Source organism: Coprococcus comes ATCC 27758, from assembly GCF_025149785.1.
GTDB lineage: Bacteria > Bacillota > Clostridia > Lachnospirales > Lachnospiraceae > Allocoprococcus > Allocoprococcus comes.
Window position 1 is genome coordinate 2,440,004 of record NZ_CP102277.1, and the last position, 20,965, is coordinate 2,460,968.

16 protein-coding genes and 3 rRNA genes are annotated in these 20,965 nt (G+C 42.6%); 6 read left to right on the forward strand and 13 right to left on the reverse strand.

The genetic code is table 11. The features are described 5' to 3' along the window. Positions 1-5: 5 nt before the first annotated feature. Entirely contained in the window at positions 6-878 is an 873-nt protein-coding gene (locus NQ556_RS12040) for a phosphoribosylaminoimidazolesuccinocarboxamide synthase (protein ID WP_022219933.1), read from the reverse strand. Positions 879-1,475: 597 nt separating this feature from the next. On the opposite strand from NQ556_RS12040, the gene NQ556_RS12045 reads away from it, so the two are divergent. Further along, complete coding sequence (locus tag NQ556_RS12045) at positions 1,476-2,807, forward strand: threonine/serine exporter family protein (protein ID WP_008368528.1); 1,332 nt, start codon at positions 1,476-1,478, stop codon at positions 2,805-2,807. Positions 2,808-2,863: 56 nt separating this feature from the next. Here NQ556_RS12045 and NQ556_RS12050 read toward each other — a convergent pair whose 3' ends face one another. Next, complete coding sequence (locus NQ556_RS12050) at positions 2,864-3,616, reverse strand: DUF4866 domain-containing protein (protein WP_022219932.1); 753 nt, start codon at positions 3,614-3,616, stop codon at positions 2,864-2,866. 251 nt (positions 3,617-3,867) lie between these two features. Here NQ556_RS12050 and citC point away from each other — a divergent pair, with 251 nt between their 5' ends. Together citC and citX are read left to right on the forward strand one after the other, a co-directional pair. Further along, a complete protein-coding gene (gene citC, locus NQ556_RS12055; RefSeq protein ID WP_008368534.1) occupies positions 3,868-4,938 on the forward strand; it encodes a [citrate (pro-3S)-lyase] ligase in 1,071 nt (356 codons plus the stop codon). A gap of 11 nt (positions 4,939-4,949) precedes the next feature. Then, positions 4,950-5,444 (forward strand): citrate lyase holo-[acyl-carrier protein] synthase, encoded by a 495-nt coding sequence (gene citX / locus NQ556_RS12060; protein WP_008368536.1) that lies wholly within the window; start codon positions 4,950-4,952, stop codon positions 5,442-5,444. A 63-nt stretch (positions 5,445-5,507) separates the two neighbouring features. Here citX and NQ556_RS12065 read toward each other — a convergent pair whose 3' ends face one another. The 3 genes from NQ556_RS12065 to NQ556_RS12075 are packed head-to-tail and all read right to left on the reverse strand — an operon-like array spanning position 5,508 to position 6,772. After that, positions 5,508-6,077 (reverse strand): GNAT family N-acetyltransferase, encoded by a 570-nt coding sequence (locus NQ556_RS12065; RefSeq protein WP_008368538.1) that lies wholly within the window; start codon positions 6,075-6,077, stop codon positions 5,508-5,510. Positions 6,078-6,093: 16 nt separating this feature from the next. Next, positions 6,094-6,483 (reverse strand): HI0074 family nucleotidyltransferase substrate-binding subunit, encoded by a 390-nt coding sequence (locus NQ556_RS12070; protein ID WP_044998490.1) that lies wholly within the window; start codon positions 6,481-6,483, stop codon positions 6,094-6,096. Then, positions 6,470-6,772, reverse strand: a complete 303-nt coding sequence (locus tag NQ556_RS12075; RefSeq protein WP_008368542.1) for a nucleotidyltransferase family protein — start codon at positions 6,770-6,772, stop codon at positions 6,470-6,472. Before NQ556_RS12075 ends, NQ556_RS12070 begins: the two co-directional genes overlap by 14 nt. Before the next feature lie 235 nt (positions 6,773-7,007). Between NQ556_RS12075 and NQ556_RS12080 the strand changes: the two genes are divergently transcribed. The 3 genes from NQ556_RS12080 to NQ556_RS12090 are packed head-to-tail and all read left to right on the forward strand — an operon-like array spanning position 7,008 to position 8,875. Next, positions 7,008-7,379 (forward strand): GntR family transcriptional regulator, encoded by a 372-nt coding sequence (locus NQ556_RS12080; protein WP_008368544.1) that lies wholly within the window; start codon positions 7,008-7,010, stop codon positions 7,377-7,379. 3 nt (positions 7,380-7,382) lie between these two features. After that, entirely contained in the window at positions 7,383-8,240 is an 858-nt protein-coding gene (locus NQ556_RS12085) for an ABC transporter ATP-binding protein (RefSeq protein ID WP_008368546.1), read from the forward strand. A 2-nt stretch (positions 8,241-8,242) separates the two neighbouring features. Continuing rightward, a complete protein-coding gene (locus NQ556_RS12090; protein ID WP_008368548.1) occupies positions 8,243-8,875 on the forward strand; it encodes an ABC-2 transporter permease in 633 nt (210 codons plus the stop codon). 59 nt (positions 8,876-8,934) lie between these two features. Here NQ556_RS12090 and NQ556_RS12095 read toward each other — a convergent pair whose 3' ends face one another. The 8 genes from NQ556_RS12095 to NQ556_RS12130 form a co-directional block, all read right to left on the reverse strand. After that, positions 8,935-9,894 (reverse strand): DHH family phosphoesterase, encoded by a 960-nt coding sequence (locus NQ556_RS12095; RefSeq protein ID WP_173687244.1) that lies wholly within the window; start codon positions 9,892-9,894, stop codon positions 8,935-8,937. A gap of 208 nt (positions 9,895-10,102) precedes the next feature. Next, a 23S ribosomal RNA gene (locus tag NQ556_RS12100) occupies positions 10,103-12,989 on the reverse strand. Positions 12,990-13,282: 293 nt separating this feature from the next. Next, positions 13,283-13,400: ribosomal RNA gene (gene rrf, locus NQ556_RS12105) — 5S ribosomal RNA — on the reverse strand. Between the two features lie 183 nt (positions 13,401-13,583). After that, positions 13,584-15,114 (reverse strand): 16S ribosomal RNA (locus tag NQ556_RS12110). The 16S, 23S and 5S rRNA genes sit together here, the layout of an rRNA operon. An 895-nt stretch (positions 15,115-16,009) precedes the next feature. After that, the gene (radA, locus tag NQ556_RS12115; protein ID WP_022220515.1) at positions 16,010-17,368 is read right to left on the reverse strand and encodes a DNA repair protein RadA; all 1,359 of its coding nucleotides are present in this window, start codon (positions 17,366-17,368) and stop codon (positions 16,010-16,012) included. Between the two features lie 157 nt (positions 17,369-17,525). Continuing rightward, entirely contained in the window at positions 17,526-17,936 is a 411-nt protein-coding gene (locus NQ556_RS12120) for a hypothetical protein (RefSeq protein ID WP_008368562.1), read from the reverse strand. Between the two features lie 101 nt (positions 17,937-18,037). Continuing rightward, positions 18,038-20,485, reverse strand: a complete 2,448-nt coding sequence (locus NQ556_RS12125; RefSeq protein WP_008368564.1) for an ATP-dependent Clp protease ATP-binding subunit — start codon at positions 20,483-20,485, stop codon at positions 18,038-18,040. A gap of 25 nt (positions 20,486-20,510) precedes the next feature. Then, entirely contained in the window at positions 20,511-20,885 is a 375-nt protein-coding gene (locus tag NQ556_RS12130) for a GntR family transcriptional regulator (protein ID WP_008368566.1), read from the reverse strand. Positions 20,886-20,965: the final 80 nt, after the last annotated feature.

A 20,965-nucleotide genomic window follows, 5' to 3' on the forward strand; every position in this document is an offset into this window, starting at 1 on the left:
TGTAATTATGCAAGTTTTTCGCCTGTGAGCATCTCATATGCCTGCAGGTATTTTTCGATTGTCTTATCCACGATCTCCTGTGGAAGTGTCCAGTTATTATCCGGATTGGCTGTAAGCCAGTCACGTGCGAACTGCTTGTCAAATGACGGTTGTCCGTGTCCCGGTTCATAACCATCTGCCGGCCAGAATCTTGAGCTGTCCGGTGTCAGCATCTCATCACCGATCACCATGTTGCCTTCTTCATCAAGACCAAATTCAAACTTGGTATCTGCAATGATGATTCCTTTACTGAGTGCATATTCTGCGCATTTTTTATAGAGAGCGATCGTGTTGTCACGAAGCTTTTCTGCTAATTCTTTTCCTCTTCCCGGGAAATATTTTTCCAGATGATCGATACTCTGTTCAAAAGAAATATTCTCATCATGATCACCGATCTCTGCTTTTGTAGATGGTGTGTAAATCGGTTCAGGAAGTTTGTCTGATTCCTGTAATCCTTCCGGAAGTTTGATTCCGCATACAGTTCCATTCTCTTTGTAGCTCTTCCAGCCACTTCCTGTGATATAGCCACGAACGATACATTCGATCGGAAGCATGTTCAGCTTCTTGCACATCATGGATTTGCCTTCGTATTTCTCCTGCTGGAAGAATTCCGGCATATCCTTTGTATCTACAGAAATCATATGGTTCGGAAGAATATCTTCTGTCATATCGAACCAGAATTTTGACATCTGTGTCAGAACAGTACCTTTCTTAGTTACTTCATTATTCAGAATCACGTCAAAGCAGCTGATACGGTCTGTTGCAACCATGATCAGGCTGTCGCCATTGTCATAAATCTCACGTACTTTACCTTCTTTGATCGGTTTTAATTCCTGCATGTTCTTACACCTCATTGTTTTATTTTCTTGTAAACTGAGTTTTATAAAACTCTCAAAAGCGGTGCACTTTGGATACCGTATTCTCCGCATCTGCACCATATCTTGCATCCTAGATAACCGTAACACCGAACATAATGAGTGTCAAGAAAAACAGGCTTTCTTGCTTATTAGCATTTTTTATTAGCATTTATTACTTTAAAAACTGCCGGTGTTTTCTACATACTTTTTCTTCTGTTTTCCAGTTCTTTCAAAACGGTTTCTTCCTGTCTTTCAAAGCGAACATATAAAAGCATCACAATTACTCCGATGATCAGATAGAAAATCGCAACCAAAACTTAACATATTTCACACTCTTTTCTTTTGCCTACTTTTTCTTATACACATTAGACAAAAAATGGTTTTTCATTTTATGCACATTGCCTCGGTCATGTTTTTAAATCCACATTGGCATATCCGTATCCTTTTTCAGGATTTCTCAACTCTTCTATTGACTTTTGCATTTCGATGATTATACTTTATTATGATAAATCAATATCAATAATACATATTTAATATATTGTTCATGTATTATTGGTATAGCAAAAGGAAGTGAAATTTATGCAGCAAGGCATAATAGAAAAAAATCATATGGACATTCTATGGCATGATTATGCACTGAATAAAGAAGATACCATTCCTATCACAAAGGCCGGGCTAATTGAAAAAGCCTCCGTTGTCGGTAGATGTGGCATGATGCTTCTTTCCTGTGGAACCGGAGCATGGCGTGTTCGAAGCTCCATGAATACCCTTTCCAGAGAACTGGGAATCACCTGTACCGCCGACATTGGCCTGATGTCCATTGAATACACCTGTTTTGACGGTGAAAACTGTTTTTCACAGTCGCTGTGTCTGACCAATACCGGTGTTAATACTTCGAAATTGAACCGACTGGAAAACTTCATCAACGATTTCCCAACAAAGGAAAAATATCTTTCCGGTGAACAGATTCATTCTTATCTGGATGAGATTGAACGGATCCATGGCCTTTACTCTCCAGTTGCACTCGGATTTGCCGCAGCATTTGCCTGTGGGGCATTTACCTTTCTCCTTGGTGGCGGACCGGTAGAAATGCTTCTTGCTTTTTTCGGTGCCGGTATCGGCAACTTTGTAAGATGTAAACTGACTAAGCATCATTTCACATTATTCTTAGGCATTACTGCCTCTGTTGCTGCTGCCTGCCTTATCTATGCTACACTTTTAAAAACAACTGAACTGTTGTTCGGCATTTCTCTTGCTCATGAAGCCGGATATATATGCTCTATGCTTTTCATCATTCCCGGTTTTCCATTTATCACCAGCGGAATCGACCTTGCAAAACTGGATATGCGATCCGGCCTGGAACGACTTGCTTACGCAATGATCATCATTCTTGTCGCAACCTTGACCGCCTGGATCATGGCACTTATCCTTCATTTAAAGCCAAGTGATTTCCCACCTCTTTCTCTCACACTCTGGCAACATATACTATTCCGGCTTCTCGCCAGCTTCTGCGGGGTGTTCGGCTTTTCTGTTATGTTCAACAGTCCTAAAGAACTCTCTGCCACAGCCGGTATCATTGGAGCAATTGCCAATACACTCCGTCTTGAACTGGTAGACTTGGCCTCCCTGCCTCCTGCAGCCGCAGCTTTTATCGGTGCCCTGACTGCCGGAATTCTGGCTTCTGTATTAAAAAGCAAAATCGGTTACCCGAGAATTTCTCTGACTGTACCTTCTATTGTCATCATGGTACCGGGACTTTATCTTTACCGGGCAATCTATAATCTTGGAGTGATGTCTCTGCAAACCTCTGCATCCTGGTTTGCAGCTGCAATACTTATCATTCTTGCCTTGCCTCTTGGACTTATCTTTGCAAGAATTCTAACGGATAAGACATTCCGTTATTGCACGTAAAAAAGAATTTTAAATAAAAAGATGCATCTGATCTTTTTTCAACCAGATGCATCTTTTTATTTACCATATACAATTTGATCCGCTTTTTCTATATGCCTTTCCAGTCTGTCAGAAAAGTGTTCTAGCGGAAGGAAAACCCCCATTTCATCAAATCTTTTTCCTTCTTCCTGCAAGAAATCCTGTCCGTAATATACCACAGAATTTGGCAGTTCCTTTTGAAGTTCCATCATAATATTCCACACAGCTGCATAAGCTTCAGCCTCCGTCTTTTTTTCTTTTACGGTATCCGGAAGTTCATAGATCAGAAGTACTCCGTCATGCTCTCCCATCTTATATTCCTGTGTTTCCATTGTTTCTGAATCATAACAATGCCTTTTCTTATATCCGTGTGCCAGATACATTTTTATTTTATCACGCTTCTGATAAACTTTTCGAAATTTTTCATATTCTTTTTCCTTTACATGAATCGGAAGATTTTCCAGAAGCTTTCCCTCTTCATCTGTCAAAAAATAAGGATTTGTCTGTCCATCCGCATTAAATTTAAACGGTATCAGAAAAGCATTTCTTAAAAGATCGAACATACTGTTTTGGCACACAGCCATGAGAAATGCAGTCAGATCTTTATTTTCATATGCATCGAATAATGCAGCGGTGAACTGCTTTGCGGGAAGATTCTCTGTCACAAACTCATCTCCGGAATCAATGGCATCATAAAAAGTTCTTTTCAGTCGCCTGCATGCCTCCGGGTTTGCAAGAATCTTGTCAAATAACATCTCTGCTTTTTCTTCTCTTGGAAAAATGGTTGCCATATCTATCCTTCCTTTACTATAAATCATACGATTATTTTTTATCCGACTATATTATAGGGTTATCCTGGTTATTAGTAAATTACATAATTCATATTGTGATCATATCAATATGACATAAATCCAATTTGTATTTTTTTAAGAATAATGCCTGATTTCTTTCTTGAATCCATGCTCCTCTTTACATTTTCTATACACATGTTAAAATAATTTCATCAAATATTTTGAGCTACTGTGCAGAAAGGAATTTATCTATGGCAGATTATTATATTTCTCAAATCTATCCTTCCGACAAGCGAGCCAACGATGAAGTGGACGCACTCCTTATCTCAGAAGGGATCCGCAGAGATGCTAACCTGGATTACACCTGCGGCATGTATGACGATGAGATGCACATTATCGCAACAGGAAGCTGTTTTGGCAACACCTTACGATGTTTTGCCGTAAGCCATGAACATCAGGGAGAAGGACTGATGAATTCCATCGTCTCTCATCTGATTGAATTTCAGTTTTCAAGAGGGAATACACACCTTTTTCTTTACACCAAATGTAATTCTGCCAAGTTCTTCGGTGATCTTGGATTCTATGAAATTGCCCGGATCGATGGACAGATTGTCTTCATGGAAAACCGAAAAACCGGATTTCAGAATTATCTGCGTACTTTTGCAAAAGATACACTTCCAGAAGGATTGACTGCTGAGACTCCCACCAGAAAGATTGCTGCTCTCGTCATGAACGCCAACCCGTTTACCCTCGGACACCAGTATCTTGTAGAAAAAGCGGCTGCTGAAAATGATCTGCTTCATCTCTTCATTGTCAGTGAAGATGCCAGCCTGGTTCCATTCAAGATCAGAAAACAACTCGTCATGAAAGGAACAGCACACTTGAAAAACATCTGTTATCACGACAGTGGTCCATATATTATCAGCAATGCTACTTTTCCAAGCTATTTCCAGAAAGATGAGAATGCAGTGATTGAAAGCCACGCCATGTTGGACCTGACGGTATTTACGCAGATTGCAAAGGTGCTCGGTATCACTCGCCGTTACGTAGGAGAAGAGCCTACTAGCCTGGTTACCGGAATCTATAACCGGATCATGTCTGAAAAATTACCGGAACAGGGCATCGAATGTATCGTTGTCCCAAGAAAGACCTGTGAGGATACACCGATCAGCGCTTCCAATGTACGTCTTGCCCTGCAAAATGGTGACTATGATACCATTTCGAAGCTGGTACCACAAACCACACTGGATTATTTCAAAAGTCCGGAAGCAATTCCTGTAATCGAACGGATCAGACAACAAGAAAATGTTATTCATTATTAGGAGGATCTGCTATGAAAGGACAGAAAGTAGTATTAACCGACATGCTCGCCTGCCGCGAGCGCCGCGTTAATATACAAAATGAATATATTCAAAGATATCATTGCCCAGTGATTTCATTCTGCATGAATATTCCGGGACCTATAAAGACGAATGAACAGATCAAAAAAGCATTCCTTTCCGGAAAGGAAGCACTTTTTGCTGTATTACAAAAAGAGAACATTCCGATTCTTACCCAAACTGAGTTTGATGAGAAGACTGGAAATGAAATTATTCTTACAGTCGACTATCCGGCAGATAAAATTAAAGAACTAACAACAGAAATCGAAGAAAGCCATCCCTTCGGACGTCTTTTTGATATGGATGTGATTGGAACAGACGGAGAAAAACTCTCCCGCGGCGTCTACCGCAAATGTTTGATCTGCGGCTGTCAGGCACAGGAATGTGCCCGGTCACGAAAGCACACCGTCGCTGAAATGCAGGCGAAGATCGAAGAGATGCTCTCATAACAATATTGAGAAACGGGAGAATGCATTTTCAAACAGCATTCTCCCGTTTTTTAATTTCCATCACTATATTTCTGAAAATCTCTTTACCTGCTCCGGTTTCTCCGGATGTTCTCCTATCATCTTCTCCATCCAGACCATATGGTACCAACGCCCAAATTTATAACCACACTTCCGGAATTCTCCGATCAAACGGTATCCCAGATGTTCATGGAACTGCTTGCTGTTCTTTGTCAGATATTCATCGTCTTCTTCCGGATATCCAATGCATGCATATAGATTGATGATATTCTGTGCTTTCAGTGCAGTTTCAAGTGCCTGATAAAGCAGTTTTCCAACACCAATGTGCCTGCAACCCTTCTTTACATAAATCGTAGTTTCTGCCGACCAGTCATATGCAGCCCGCCCATAAAAAGCTCCTGCATATGCATAACCGATAATCTCGCTGTCTCTTACTGCCACCAGATACGGATATTTCTCCAGTGTGTGACGAATCCGTCCGGTAAACTCTTCCAGTGTCGGAACATCATATTCAAATGTAATTGCTGTGTCCGTTATATAGGGTGCATAGATATTTAAAATTTCTGCTGCGTCCGCTTCGGTTGCCGGGCGAATCTTGATTTCATTTGTATCCATTTTATGCTCCTGACTACTATATCCAATTCCTGTCAATTTCTTCTTTTAATTCACAGAACATTTTATAAAACTTCTGTTTTGCCTGCGTAATAATCCCCATTGCAATCTTTCGGTTATAAGAATGTGTTACATTATTTCTTTCTTGTAATGCAGATAACCATAGTTCTTCATCCTTTATCATACCTGCTTTATATGCTGTTCTGAGAATCATTTTCGGAGAACTTGTTGCTCCTTCTGCAAATCCATGTATCTCCAATATTTCTTTCATCATCTTCCATGACTGCTCAAATGTAATTTCATATAATCCAACCAAACCAGTTAGAACGACATTATCATACGGTTCTTCGTAATTATAAATATCCTTCATATTTTCCAATGACACACAAAAATTTTCATACTTTTTCAAAAAGAATTTTCCCCTCTCTCCGTATCGATTCTCGTAAGGCGTCTTGCATATCTCTATCCAGGTCCACAATGTCAAATTCCAGCAACGTGGATGTCTCTTCATCAACATCTAATGCAAAACGATCAAAATCACCACCACTTGCCGCAATATCAATATCGCTCGTCCTCTTGAAGTCTCCCCTCGCTCTGGATCCAAAAAGAATCACACAATGTATATCATGTTTTTTTGCAAATGAAATAATTTCGTCTATAACTTCCGTTTTTATTCCTGTATTCGCAAAAGTCTGCATTTTTCCTTCCTCCCACTACCATAACTTTAATCAGAGAAATCATTATATTTATTCTCCTACTCTTCATACATTGATTTCTCCAGATATTATTCGACTGGTAATTCCGTTTAATCTATAAAAATTATCATACCATGAATCAAATTTCTATACAAGCAGGATTGTTTCTCTTGACACACCTTCGCTAACTGTATATACTGTATATATACAGTTATAACATTTTAAGCGAGGTGAAAACGTGAATATATTCATAGATAACAAAAGTGGTGCACCCATCTATGAACAGATTTTTACACAACTCAAATCGCAAATTATAAGTGGAACATTGCCATCTGACGAAGCTCTTCCTTCCATTCGAAGCCTTGCCAAAGATCTACGAATCAGTGTCGTAACAACCAAGCGGGCTTACGATGAACTGGAAAAAGAAGGTTTCATTTACACGATTGCAGCAAAGGGCTGTTTCGTTGCTCCACTTAATACGGATCTTTTGCGTGAAACAAATCTGAAAAAAATTGAAGACTACATGGAAAAAATAGTACATCTTGCAGCTTCCTGTAATCTAAGCGAACAGGAACTTACTGAGATGCTTCATTTCATGATGGAGGAATAGCTTATGACCACATTTGAAACAAATGCTTTAGAAATAAACGATTTGAATAAGAACTATCCTGGATTTTCCCTGAATCATCTAAATCTCACTCTTCCCAGTGGATGTATCTTAGGACTCATCGGTGAAAATGGTGCCGGAAAAACTACCACCATTAAATTAATTCTGGATATCATAAAAAAAGACAGCGGTTCGATTCGAATTTTGGGAAGAGACTGCACTTCTGCTACTACTATCTTGAAAGAAGAAATTGGCGTTGTATTAGATGAAGTTGGTTTTCAGGAATGCCTGACTCCTTTACAGATTGGACACATTATGAAGGATATTTTTCACAACTGGGATCCTTCTCTATACGACCAATATCTCCAAAAATTTAACCTTCCAAATAAAAAAGAATTTGGTAAGTTTTCAAAAGGAATGAAGATGAAACTGGGAATTGCAGTTGCTCTCTCTCATCATCCTAAACTTCTGATCCTTGATGAAGCAACAAGCGGTCTTGATCCTGTAATGCGCGATGAAATCCTTGATATTTTCAATGATTTTACCAGAGATGAATCTCATGCAATTTTAATTTCTTCCCATATTGTAAGTGATCTGGAGAAAATTTGTGATTATGTTGCCTTTCTTCATAAAGGTAACCTTGTTCTTTTCGAAGAAAAAGACCGGCTTCTGGAAAAATACGGTATCATTCAATGTACAGAGGAACAGCTTCAGGAACTCAATCAATCTGCGGTCATCGGAGTCAAATACTCTTCTTACAATGTAGAAGCAGTAGCTCTTCGAGATCAGATTCCGGAAGGATTTAAGGTACATCCGATCAGTATAGAAGATTTGTTTATTTTTATGATAAAGGGGGTTCACTGAATATGAAAGGATTACTTCGTAAAGATCTTTATCTGATGATAAAATATTGTCGTTTATTTTTTATTCTGATTATTGTATTTTCCTTTGCCGGAGCATGGAATAACAATCTGTTTTTTGCATTATATCCTATTACAATTTCCAGCATTATCCCGGTAAACCTGCTTTCTTACGATGAAAAATCAAATTGGAGTCTCTATGCCTGTACCTTTCCCTGTAGCCGAAAAGAAATTGTATCCTCCAAATATATTTTAACAGTATGTACCCTTACACTTTCTGCCATCATTGTTGAAATTGTGCAAATAATCAACATGATTATAAGACACAACTTTTATATTTCCGGTCTTCTTACTATTTTTACAATTATCTTTATAGCCGGATTACTGCCACCTGCCTTTATGTTTCCGTTTACCTTCAAACTAGGTGCTGAGAAAGGTCGGTTTGCTTATTATATTGGATTTATTTTATTTTTCGCATTGCTTGGTTGGTTGCAATCTTTCATAAAAAATTTGCCTCTCGGACTTGCACATTTCCCTTTCCGAAGTTACTATATTTTGATTCTTTTTTTCATAGGTTTATTACTGTATATGATTTCCTGGATTCTATCCATAAAATTCTATCAGAACAGGGAATTCTAACATCATTATAGAAAGAAACAGCGGTTTACTTCCTTTTTTGTAAACCACTGTTTCTTTTTTTATTTCATGATTTTTTCCATTCTCTCTTTGATAATGTCTGCAATTTCCCATCCTGCATAACTTTCGCAGATACAATCTCTTGAAATCACACCGCCGGCTTTATCTATATGGCCACCACCGCTTCCAATTCCATCGCAGAGCTTTTCTGCCACTTCATTTGCAAGATACTCCCGATCCGCACTTCTTATTGAAACCTGATATCCACTGTCAATATCCGTATATGCAATGCTAACTTTGGCAACATCAACCTTTATTGCCATATCACCAATGATTCCAAGCACTGATTGCTCACAATGCATTGCACTGATCAAAAGATATTGCTTCTCTTTATCAAAATATGCATGGTACAAAGCTTCTCCTGCAATCATGAGGTCCTCCAGACTCATGGATGATTTTTTTAACCGTTCCAGTTCCGGATAATCTTTGCTTAACTCGTCGCGCATCGCAATGTCATGCTTCTTGTACAAATCTACATAGGAAGAAGTATCTGTATACAATCCATATAAAAATGCAATACTTAACTTTTCATTCGCCTTTACATCATATCCTTCTTCTTTCAAAAGTTCCCAGACAATTGTAGAACAGCTTTGATAAGAATAGTCAATAAAAGCATTTTCTGTTTTTTTCATGGAAGGCATATGATGATCGATCATTGCTATATTATCCGCTTCAAAACGATATACATTTCCTCTTCCATATTGCCCATCAACCAGCAGTAGAAGATCTGTCTTTGGTAACTCTTTTATGTATTCTACCGGAATCTCACAGATATCAATCATGTACAAAAGATCTTTTTTTTGGATTTCATAATCTCCACTGTAAATAATTGACACATTGATATCGTGTAGTTTTAAATATGTATACACCCCATATGCCGCAGCCAGTGCATCTGCATCTGGACTGTTATGACATTGAATACATATATTTTTGTACTTTAATAGCTGATTTAAAAAACCCATTTGCTCATGCCTCTTAAATTACTCTCATTCTTTCAGCATATTACCACATTTTTCCTTAAAGGTAAATAATTTCCTATGTAATATATGTAATAAAAAAACTGCAAACCCTTACGGTCTACAGCTCCCTTACTTTCTACATGTACCTTCAAAACCACATACAAATTTAAATCTTTACTCCATCCATTCTTCCTTACCCTGTCCTACCTTCTTGGTTATGCCCTCGACCGATTAGTAACAGTCAGCTCCATGCATTACTGCACTTCCACCTCTGCCCTATCTACCTTGTCGTCTTCAAGGGGTCTTACAACTTACGTTGGGATATCTCATCTTGAGGGGGGCTTCACGCTTAGATGCCTTCAGCGTTTATCCCTTCCTGACTTGGCTACTCTGCCATGCTCCTGGCGGAACAACAGATACACCAGCGGTCAGTCCAGCCCGGTCCTCTCGTACTAAGGCCAGCTCCTCTCAAATATCCTACGCCCACGCCGGATAGGGACCGAACTGTCTCACGACGTTCTGAACCCAGCTCGCGTACCGCTTTAATGGGCGAACAGCCCAACCCTTGGGACCTACTTCAGCCCCAGGATGCGATGAGCCGACATCGAGGTGCCAAACCACTCCGTCGATGTGAACTCTTGGGAGTGATAAGCCTGTTATCCCCAGGGTAGCTTTTATCCGTTGAGCGATGGCAATCCCACTTTATACCACCGGATCACTAAGTCCTACTTTCGTACCTGCTCCACCCGTCGGTGTCGCAGTCAAGCTCCCTTCTGCCTTTGCACTCTTCGAATGGTTTCCAACCATTCTGAGGGAACCTTTGAGCGCCTCCGATACCCTTTCGGAGGCGACCGCCCCAGTCAAACTCCCCACCTGACATTGTCCCCCAGCCGGGTCACGGCTGCTGGTTAGAAATCCAATACTGCAAGGGTGGTATCCCAACAGCGGCTCCGCATCAACTGGCGTCAATGCTTCTTCGCCTCCCACCTATCCTGTACATACAATATCGAATCCCAGTATCAAGCTGGAGTAAAGCTCCATGGGGTCTTTCCGTCCTGGCGCAGGTAACCAGCATCTTCACTGGTATTTCAATTTCACCGGGTGCATTGTTGAGACAGTGCCCAAATCATTACGCCTTTCGTGCGGGTCGGAACTTACCCGACAAGGAATTTCGCTACCTTAGGACCGTTATAGTTACGGCCGCCGTTTACTGGGGCTTAAGTTCAAAGCTTCGCTTGCGCTAACCTCTCCCCTTAACCTTCCAGCACCGGGCAGGCGTCAGCCCATATACTTCACCTTACGGTTTTGCATAGACCTGTGTTTTTGCTAAACAGTTGCTTGGGCCAATTCTCTGCGGCCAGCTCTCACTGGCACTCCTTCTCCCGAAGTTACGGAGTCATTTTGCCGAGTTCCTTAACAATGCTTCTCCCGTCGGCCTTAGGATTCTCTCCTCACCTACCTGTGTCGGTTTACGGTACGGGTACAGTACAAACAATAGCGGCTTTTCTTGGCAGCTGGCTCACACATTTCCCTACTTCAGTTCGGTATGCATCACGTCTTCGGATTATAGAGCGGATTTGCCAACTCTACTCCTACCTCGCTTGCCGCGGGATTCCATTCCCGCTAGTGCTCTCCCTCTGCGTCCCCACAGTTCTGTTATACTGCAGTACAGGAATTTCAACCTGTTGTCCATCGGCTACGTCTTTCGACCTCACCTTAGGCCCCGACTTACCCAGAGCAGATCAGCTTTACTCTGGAAACCTTGGGTATTCGGCCGGAAGGATTCTCACCTTCCTCTCGCTACTCATTCCGGCATTCTCTCTTCTTAAAAGTCCACAGCTCCTTCCGGTACTGCTTCTTCCCTTTAAGAATGCTCCTCTACCAATTAACTATGTTAATTCCTGAGCTTCGGTAGTGTGTTTCAGCCCCGGACATTTTCGGCGCAGGACCTCTCGACCAGTGAGCTATTACGCACTCTTTTAATGTATGGCTGCTTCTAAGCCAACATCCTGGTTGTCTTTGAAATCCCACATCCTTTTCCACTTAACACACATTTTGGGACCTTAGCTGCAGGTCTGGGCTCTTTCCCTTTTGACTACCCAACTTATCTCGTGCAGTCTGACTCCCATGAATCATCTTACTGGCATTCGGAGTTTGATATCCTTTGGTAAGCTTTGACGCCCCCGCGGGAATTCAGTGCTCTACCTCCAAAAGACTCTCATGAGGCTAGCCCTAAAGCTATTTCGAGGAGAACCAGCTATCTCCGGGTTCGATTGGAATTTCTCCCCTATCCACACCTCATCCCCACCCTTTTCAACGGATGTGGGTTCGGACCTCCATTGCCTTTTACGGCAACTTCATCCTGGACATGGATAGATCACCCGGTTTCGGGTCTACTCCATCTGACTTAACGCCCTATTAAGACTTGTTTTCACTTCGGCTCCATTCCTTAAGAACTTAACCTCGCCAGATGGCGTAACTCGCCGGACCGTTCTACAAAAAGTACGCGGTTCATCATATATAGATGTTCCACAGCTTGTAAACACAGGGTTTCAGGTTCTCTTTCACTCCCCTCCCGGGGTCCTTTTCACCTTTCCTTCACAGTACTATGCGCTATCGGTCACTAAGGAGTATTTAGCCTTACGGGGTGGTCCCCGCTCATTCCCACAAGGTTTCTCGTGTCTCGTGGTACTCTGGATCCCGCCTTGCTGACTCGTCTTTCGCTTACGGGGCTTTCACCCTCTCTGGCTGGCTTTCCCAAAACCATTCTGCTAAACTTATCAGATCAATTACGCGGTCCGAACCCCGGAATGCACGCATTCCGGTTTGGGCTCTTCCGTTTTCGCTCGCCGCTACTCACAGAATCACTTGTTGTTTTCTCTTCCTCCGGCTACTTAGATGTTTCAGTTCACCGGGTTCCCTTCCATACGTTATGGATTGGCGTATGGATGACTGGAGTCTGTCCAGCCGGGTTTCCCCATTCAGATATCTCCGGATCATCGGATATTTGCTCCTCCCCGAAGCTTTTCGCAGCTTATCACGTCTTTCATCGGCTCTTAGTGCCAAGGCATCCACCCTGCGCTCTTTCTAGCATAACCAACTCCCTTCTCCCACGGGAATGGGATCCGGTTACACATGCATAGCGTTGCATGCGTTGGTATTTCAGGTCGTTTTTTTACTTCGTTTTCTCGAAGATGTAAGTTAATCATTACCTTGCGGTGATGATCACCTCGGATGTCTTTCTCTATTTGAGAATTGATTTATTTTTGTATGCAGTTTTCAATGTACATGTCTGACTGATGTTTATCAGTCATCAGAAACCAAAATCCTTTTTAATCTCTGATCACTGGTAAAGATCAATTCATTTTTTTTTCATATTAAACTTTTTATAATCTGGCGGCCACCTGCTCTCCCACACCGTCTCCAGTGCAGTACCATCGGCCGATCAGGTCTTAACCATCGTGTTCGAGATGGGAACGGGTGTGTCCCCTGACCGCATCGCCACCAGAAGCATTGAGTTCTTAGCGAAGTCTTTCTGAGCTTAGAACGAAAGCTGTTCTTTGAGCTCTGCGAAAAGAACTTCCTTTACTGATAACTCAACAATAGACAACGAACTTTCCTTACTTCTTCTTCCGTTTTAGTTGGATTGATTCAGCCGCTTTCGCGTCCTACTTTTTATCCAGCTTCCTTAGAAAGGAGGTGATCCAGCCGCACCTTCCGATACGGCTACCTTGTTACGACTTCACCCCAGTTATCGGTCCCACCTTCGGCAGCTCCCTCCTTACGGTTGGGTCACTGACTTCGGGCGTTACCAACTCCCATGGTGTGACGGGCGGTGTGTACAAGACCCGGGAACGTATTCACCGCGACATGCTGATTCGCGATTACTAGCGATTCCAGCTTCATGTAGTCGAGTTGCAGACTACAATCCGAACTGAGACGTTATTTTTGAGATTTGCTTACCCTCGCAGGTTTGCTTCCCTTTGTTTACGCCATTGTAGCACGTGTGTAGCCCTGCTCATAAGGGGCATGATGATTTGACGTCATCCCCACCTTCCTCCAGGTTATCCCTGGCAGTCTCTCCAGAGTGCCCATCCAAAATGCTGGCTACTGAAGATAAGGGTTGCGCTCGTTGCGGGACTTAACCCAACATCTCACGACACGAGCTGACGACAACCATGCACCACCTGTCACCGGTGTTCCGAAGAAAAGGCGTCATTACACGCCGGTCACCGGGATGTCAAGAGCAGGTAAGGTTCTTCGCGTTGCTTCGAATTAAACCACATGCTCCACCGCTTGTGCGGGTCCCCGTCAATTCCTTTGAGTTTCATTCTTGCGAACGTACTCCCCAGGTGGACTACTTATTGCGTTTGCTGCGGCACCGAAGAGCTTTGCTCCCCGACACCTAGTAGTCATCGTTTACGGCGTGGACTACCAGGGTATCTAATCCTGTTTGCTCCCCACGCTTTCGAGCCTCAACGTCAGTCATCGTCCAGTAAGCCGCCTTCGCCACTGGTGTTCCTCCCAATATCTACGCATTTCACCGCTACACTGGGAATTCCACTTACCTCTCCGACACTCTAGCTGCATAGTTTCCAAAGCAGTCCCGGGGTTGAGCCCCGGGCTTTCACTTCAGACTTACACAGCCGTCTACGCTCCCTTTACACCCAGTAAATCCGGATAACGCTTGCACCATACGTATTACCGCGGCTGCTGGCACGTATTTAGCCGGTGCTTCTTAGTCAGGTACCGTCATTTTCTTCCCTGCTGATAGAGCTTTACATACCGAAATACTTCTTCGCTCACGCGGCGTCGCTGCATCAGGGTTTCCCCCATTGTGCAATATTCCCCACTGCTGCCTCCCGTAGGAGTTTGGGCCGTGTCTCAGTCCCAATGTGGCCGGTCACCCTCTCAGGTCGGCTACTGATCGTTGGCTTGGTAGGCCGTTACCCCACCAACTACCTAATCAGACGCGGGTCCATCTCATACCACCGGAGTTTTTCCCACTGAGCCATGCGGCTCCGTGGTCTTATGCGGTATTAGCAGTCATTTCTAACTGTTATCCCCCTGTATGAGGCAGGTTACCCACGCGTTACTCACCCGTCCGCCACTCAGTCACAAACCTCTTCATCCGAAGAATCAAAGATAAGTGCTTCGTTCGACTTGCATGTGTTAAGCACGCCGCCAGCGTTCATCCTGAGCCAGGATCAAACTCTCGTTAAAAATGTTTGTATCCGGGTCAGAATCGCTTGGCAATTCTGTTCCTGTTTACTGTTCTGGTTCGACATCTTTCGATGTCCGTTCTTGAAAAATCTCTTGTAAGAATTTTCAGGGTTTGTTGTCTATTGTTCAGTTATCAATGTTCTTTTTTGTTATTGCCGTTTCATGCGACAGCTTTTATATTATATCAAAGCGTTTCATGTTTGTCAACAACTTTTTTATTTCTTTTTTTGCTGTTGTGAAGCAGTCCCTCACGCGACAGCTTATTTAGAATAGCATATTCATCAAGGCTTGTCAACAGCTTTTTGATTTCTTTTTGCAATTTACTTTTTTCAAAGTTTTCGTCTGAATATTCCCATACTCATGCTCGAATTTTTATGCAAAACTTTTTATTTTTCATCCGCTCTGCCTCTGCATGCCACTCCTTAGTCTCTGTCTCGACCAGCGAACGAATGTTATCTTACCACGCCTTTCCTGAATTGTCAATGTTGTTTTTATATTTTGCGCAATTCAGAATATTCTGACATTTTTGTGCTTCAGTTCAGTCTTCCGTTTAAGTAAGCTATTTCCTTACTCGCCAGAATCGAAATCTTTAAAGACCTTTAACTTTTATAATTTCGTAATTGCTATGATATCAGGGTCAAAAGGTCAGAAAGCCGATGCAAGCTTGCTTGCAAGAGGATTTTTGACCTCTTGACCCGCCAAAAACATGAGTAAGTAGCCATTTTTCAAAGAAAAATGAGCGGATTACGAATGTTTTTGAGGATTGCGAGAGTGCAAAGCACGTAGCAATCTGGTATCAAAGGGGTCAAAATACCTTTTGACTCCAACATCATTGCTATGTAAAAGAGGGAACAGAAATTATCACATCTATCCTGTTTCCTCTTTACATGTTCTCCTACTCAATCAGTCCGATTGCCTCGTTAATGCTTTTCACTCCAATGATTTTGATCCCACCAATACTCTTCACGCTATCCAGAGATACTTCTGGCACAATACACGTCTCAAATCCAAGCTTCTTCGCCTCTGCCACCCGCTGTTCCGGCATATTTACCGCCCGGACTTCTCCACTTAATCCAACTTCTCCAAACACAATCGTCCGTTCATCAAATGGTCTGTTCTTATAGCTTGATACGATCGCCATCACGATTCCAAGGTCTATCGCAGGTTCATTGATCTTGATACCTCCGGCAATATTCACATAGGCATCATAATTTCCAAGATGATATCCAATCCTTTTTTCCAAAACCGCCATCAGAAGGTTCACCCTGTTGTAATCTGTTCCTGCTGCTGTTCTTCTTGGCATTCCAAAATTGCTTTCGCATACCAGCGCCTGGATTTCCAGCAAGATCGGACGTGTTCCTTCCATAGAACATGCCACAACAGATCCAGATGCATTTTCCGGGCGCCCATTCAGCATAAATTCTGATGGATTTTCCACCTCCCGAAGACCATCTCTTCGCATTTCAAATACACCAATCTCATTCGTCGAACCAAAACGATTTTTCACTCCTCGAAGAATCCGGTAAGATGCATGCCTGTCTCCTTCAAAATACAGAACCGTATCTACCATATGTTCCAATACTCTTGGACCGGCGACAGTTCCTTCTTTTGTAACATGTCCGACAATAAAAATCGAAATCCCAAGCCCTTTTGCAAGCTGCATCAGCGTATTTGTTGCCTCTCTGACCTGCGACACACTTCCAGGTGCGGAACCGACTTCTTCACTGTACATTGTCTGAATCGAATCAATGATCACGGTATCTGGTTTTTCCTTTTCAATCACATTGCGAATCAGTTCCAGATTAGTCTCACAAAGCAAAAGCAGATGTTCATTAAATTCTCCCATCCTCTGTGCACGCAATTTAATCTGGCGAAGCGATTCTTCCCCTGATATGTACAAAACCTTTCGTTCTTTTTTTGCCAGTTTCTGACACACCTGCAGGAGCAGCGTTGACTTACCGATTCCCGGATCACCGCCTACCAGAATCAGGGAACCCGGTACGATTCCGCCTCCCAGTACACGATCCAGTTCTTTAATCTCGGTTGTCACCCGCTCTTCATTCTCTGTCTTTACTTCTGACAATGGTACAATACGAATCTCTTTTGCCGCTTTAACTGCTGCCGTATTCGACGTTGTCACACACTCTTCCACGAAAGAGTTCCATTCCTTGCACATTGGGCACTGCCCCAGCCATTTTGATTCTTCATGTCCACAATTCTGGCAGAAAAAAACCGACTTTTTTGCCTTCGCCATATTCCATCTCCTTATCTATCTTAAAAAATTACTAACTGCTTCTCTTGCCTGTTCCCAGTTTATACACTTTCGGTAAAGAAAGAGCCTGCCGAAGCAGACTCTTTTACTTTTCTTAAATACCTATGTACTTCAAACAACTCTTGCTGTAATCATTGTCCTACTTTCTTACAACCTTGATCTCAACGCTTTCTTTTCCAAGTTCCGCACTTACACTAAGCTTTGCGCTTAAGTTTGTCTTCATATCACCAACATTCATATCATTCATATATACGATATAATCTGTATCCGGTTCAAGTTCCAGTGTGATCTGTGCATCTCCTGTCCCTGATACCTTGAATGAGATCACATCTTCTGATACTTCAAAATGCTCTACTGCAGTTCCCGGAACAGATTCATATACGAACATTCCATTCTTTTCAAGCTTTGTAATCTCTTTAAATGTCTTTACTTTATATATATCTCCCTGAAATTCAAATCCATCCTTTTTTGTCTTTGTATCCAGAGTGTAATCACCGAAACTGAGTGTTCCGTCTAATTCACTTCTGATAAGCTCTTTGACTACTGTCATTGTTCAAATCCTCCTAATGGTCTTTCTCTTTCGACTTGTGGACTGTGAATTTTCCACATCCGAACCGTTTTTCTTATTATATAATAAAACTTCTTCTTTTGCTAGCTGTTTATCTCTCTGACTGTAAATTTTATTTCCTTTTTAGAAATACCGGCTTCCACATGGTCTCCACGTTTGATCTCACCATTCAAAAGTGCTTCCGCAAGTTTGTCTTCCAACTGGCTCTGTACTGCCCTTCTCAGCGGTCTTGCACCATACTTCTTGTCACTTCCGGTCTCAACGATATGCTTCTTCACAGAATCACGCACAACCAGTATAATTTCAAGCTGCTCTTTTGCTCTCTGCACAACTTCTTTACACATCAGCCCTACGATCTTCTTCATATTGTCCTCATTCAGCGGATGGAATACGATGATCTCATCAATACGGTTCAGGAACTCTGGGCGGAATAACTGCTTTACTTCGTCCATCACATTTGCTTTCATACGCTTGTAATCCGCCTTCTGGTCTTCCTGCTGGGTAAATCCAAGCTTCTTCGGTTCAATGATTGCCTTGGCACCTGCATTGGACGTCATAATGATAACCGTATTGCGGAAATCTACTTTTCTTCCCTGCGAATCCGTAATATGTCCGTCATCCAGTACCTGAAGTAAAATATTAAACACATCCGGATGTGCTTTCTCAATCTCATCAAACAAAATGACAGAATATGGATTTCTGCGTACTTTTTCGCTGAGCTGTCCGCCATCCTCATGTCCCACATACCCCGGAGGCGATCCGATCATCTTGGATACACTGTGCTTCTCCATATATTCGGACATATCTACCCGGATCATATCCTCTTCATTGCCAAAGAGTGCTTCTGCAAGAGCTTTGGAAAGCTCCGTCTTTCCGACACCTGTAGGACCAAGGAATAAGAATGAACCAATCGGACGTGCCGGATCTTTCAATCCAACTCTTCCTCGTTTTACCGCTTTGGAAAGTGCCTGGATTGCCTCTTCCTGACCAATCACACGCTTCTCCAGTGTTTTATCCAGCTTTTTCAGGCGTTCGCTCTCAGATTCATTCAGTCTTGTTACCGGGATTCGTGTCCACATGGAAATTACATCCGCAACATCTTCTTCAGTTACCGGAACTTTTTTCTTTTCATTCTTTTTATTGAAACGCTTTTTCGCCTGCTCTAATTTCTTTTCTGCTTCCTTCTGTTCTCTATGGAGCTCCGATGCTTTTTCAATATCTCCTGCTTTCAGCGCCGCTTCTTTTTCCTGCTCCAGCTTTCCACAGCGGATTTCTGTCCCAACAATATTCTCCGGCACTTTAAATCCACGAAGTTTTACTTTTGAACAGCTTTCATCCAACACATCAATTGCCTTATCCGGAAGGAAACGGTCATTGATATAACGGCATGACATATGTACTGCCGCTTTCAACGCATCCTCTTCGATCTCTACATCATGATGAGCCTCATATTTTTCTTTCAGACCTTCCAGGATCCGGATACACTCGTCTTCTGTCGGTTCTTCAACCGTAACCGGCTGGAATCTTCTTTCCAGAGCCGCATCCTTCTCAATATACTTGCGGTATTCCGTAAGAGTTGTTGCACCGATCAGCTGCATCTCCCCTCTTGCCAGAGATGGTTTCAGAATATTGGATGCATCAATCGCGCCCTCTGCACCACCGGCACCGATAATGGTATGAAGTTCATCTAAGAAAAGGATAATATTGCCCGCCGTCTTTACCTCACGGATCAGTTTTTTCATGCGCTCTTCAAATTCACCACGATACTTGGATCCTGCAATCATCCCCGGAAGATCCAGCACCATGATCCGCTTATCTTTCATGCTTTCCGGAACAATTCCTTCCGCGATCTGTCTTGCAAGTCCTTCCACGATTGCTGTCTTACCGACTCCCGGCTCTCCCACAAGGCACGGATTATTCTTGGTCCGTCTGCTCAGGATCTCCATGATACGTGCAATTTCTTTTTCACGTCCAATAACCGGATCCAGCTTTCCTTCTCTTGCTTCCTGTGTCAGATCCGTACTGTACTGGTCTATAATTCCGCCAACAGTTTCCCCATCCTTCTGATTTTCCATATACTCTTTCGGATCGATTCCCGCCGCAAGCAGAAGATCCTGAAAAAGTTTTTGAATATTTACATTCAGGGTCATCAACATACGGGTAGCCACACAATCTCCATCTTTGAGCATTGTAAGCAGAAGATGTTCGGTTCCGACTTTTTCAGATGCAAGCTGCACTGCCTCATTCTGGCTTTCTTCCAGAATATATCGAAGTCTCGGACTGTACTCCAGATGCTTTCTTTCCTTCTTAGCTGCCTCAGGAGCAGATACAAGGATATCCATTGCTTTTTCCATCTGTTCTTCATCGACTTTATTCTTATCAAGCACCTGCCCTGCAACTCCGGTAAAAACCCTCTTAAGCCCGAAAAGAAGATGTTCTGTCCCAACATATGGATGCTTCAGTTCGGCTGCAATCTTCCGTGCCATATTCAGCGCTTCCTGCGCCTGCCTTGTATATTGCTTTTCTGCCATATAATTTTAGTCTCCTTTTTTCAATCTATCTCTGTTCATAATCTGCATAGATCTCGTCTACCAGTTCATGAACTTCTTCTTTCGTAATGTTTTTGCAACTTCCTTTTGCCAGAAGTACCCGAAGCTGCTCTTTCAGATCCTGCAAAGCTTCCAGCTTATCTTCATCAATACAGATCACCGCACCTCTTCGTCTGTCAAGCTGAAGAAAACCTTCCTGCCGCAGGACATTGTATGCCTTATTCACTGTATGCATATTGATTCCGATATTATCTGCCAGCTGTCTCACAGACGGCAAAGTATCTCCTTCATGAATCGTCGAAGTGGCAATTCCCATAATGATCTGATTCCTGAGCTGTATATAAATCGCCTCATCACTGTTAAAATCAATTTCAATCAGCATAAAACGCACTCCTTTTTCTATTGTACCGGCATCGCCATTGTTATATTTATGTTAGCACAGACGACACTTTTTGTAAAGGA

Coding starts and splice junctions, on each gene's coding strand:
- NQ556_RS12040 (WP_022219933.1), bottom strand. CDS start 878: ATGCAGGAATTAAAACCGATCAAAGAAGGTAAAGTACGTGAGATTTAT.
- NQ556_RS12045 (WP_008368528.1), top strand. CDS start 1,476: ATGCAGCAAGGCATAATAGAAAAAAATCATATGGACATTCTATGGCAT.
- NQ556_RS12050 (WP_022219932.1), bottom strand. CDS start 3,616: ATGGCAACCATTTTTCCAAGAGAAGAAAAAGCAGAGATGTTATTTGAC.
- citC (WP_008368534.1), top strand. CDS start 3,868: ATGGCAGATTATTATATTTCTCAAATCTATCCTTCCGACAAGCGAGCC.
- citX (WP_008368536.1), top strand. CDS start 4,950: ATGAAAGGACAGAAAGTAGTATTAACCGACATGCTCGCCTGCCGCGAG.
- NQ556_RS12065 (WP_008368538.1), bottom strand. CDS start 6,077: ATGGATACAAATGAAATCAAGATTCGCCCGGCAACCGAAGCGGACGCA.
- NQ556_RS12075 (WP_008368542.1), bottom strand. CDS start 6,772: ATGCAGACTTTTGCGAATACAGGAATAAAAACGGAAGTTATAGACGAA.
- NQ556_RS12085 (WP_008368546.1), top strand. CDS start 7,383: ATGACCACATTTGAAACAAATGCTTTAGAAATAAACGATTTGAATAAG.
- NQ556_RS12090 (WP_008368548.1), top strand. CDS start 8,243: ATGAAAGGATTACTTCGTAAAGATCTTTATCTGATGATAAAATATTGT.
- NQ556_RS12095 (WP_173687244.1), bottom strand. CDS start 9,894: ATGGGTTTTTTAAATCAGCTATTAAAGTACAAAAATATATGTATTCAA.
- radA (WP_022220515.1), bottom strand. CDS start 17,368: ATGGCGAAGGCAAAAAAGTCGGTTTTTTTCTGCCAGAATTGTGGACAT.
- NQ556_RS12120 (WP_008368562.1), bottom strand. CDS start 17,936: ATGACAGTAGTCAAAGAGCTTATCAGAAGTGAATTAGACGGAACACTC.
- NQ556_RS12125 (WP_008368564.1), bottom strand. CDS start 20,485: ATGGCAGAAAAGCAATATACAAGGCAGGCGCAGGAAGCGCTGAATATG.
- NQ556_RS12130 (WP_008368566.1), bottom strand. CDS start 20,885: ATGCTGATTGAAATTGATTTTAACAGTGATGAGGCGATTTATATACAG.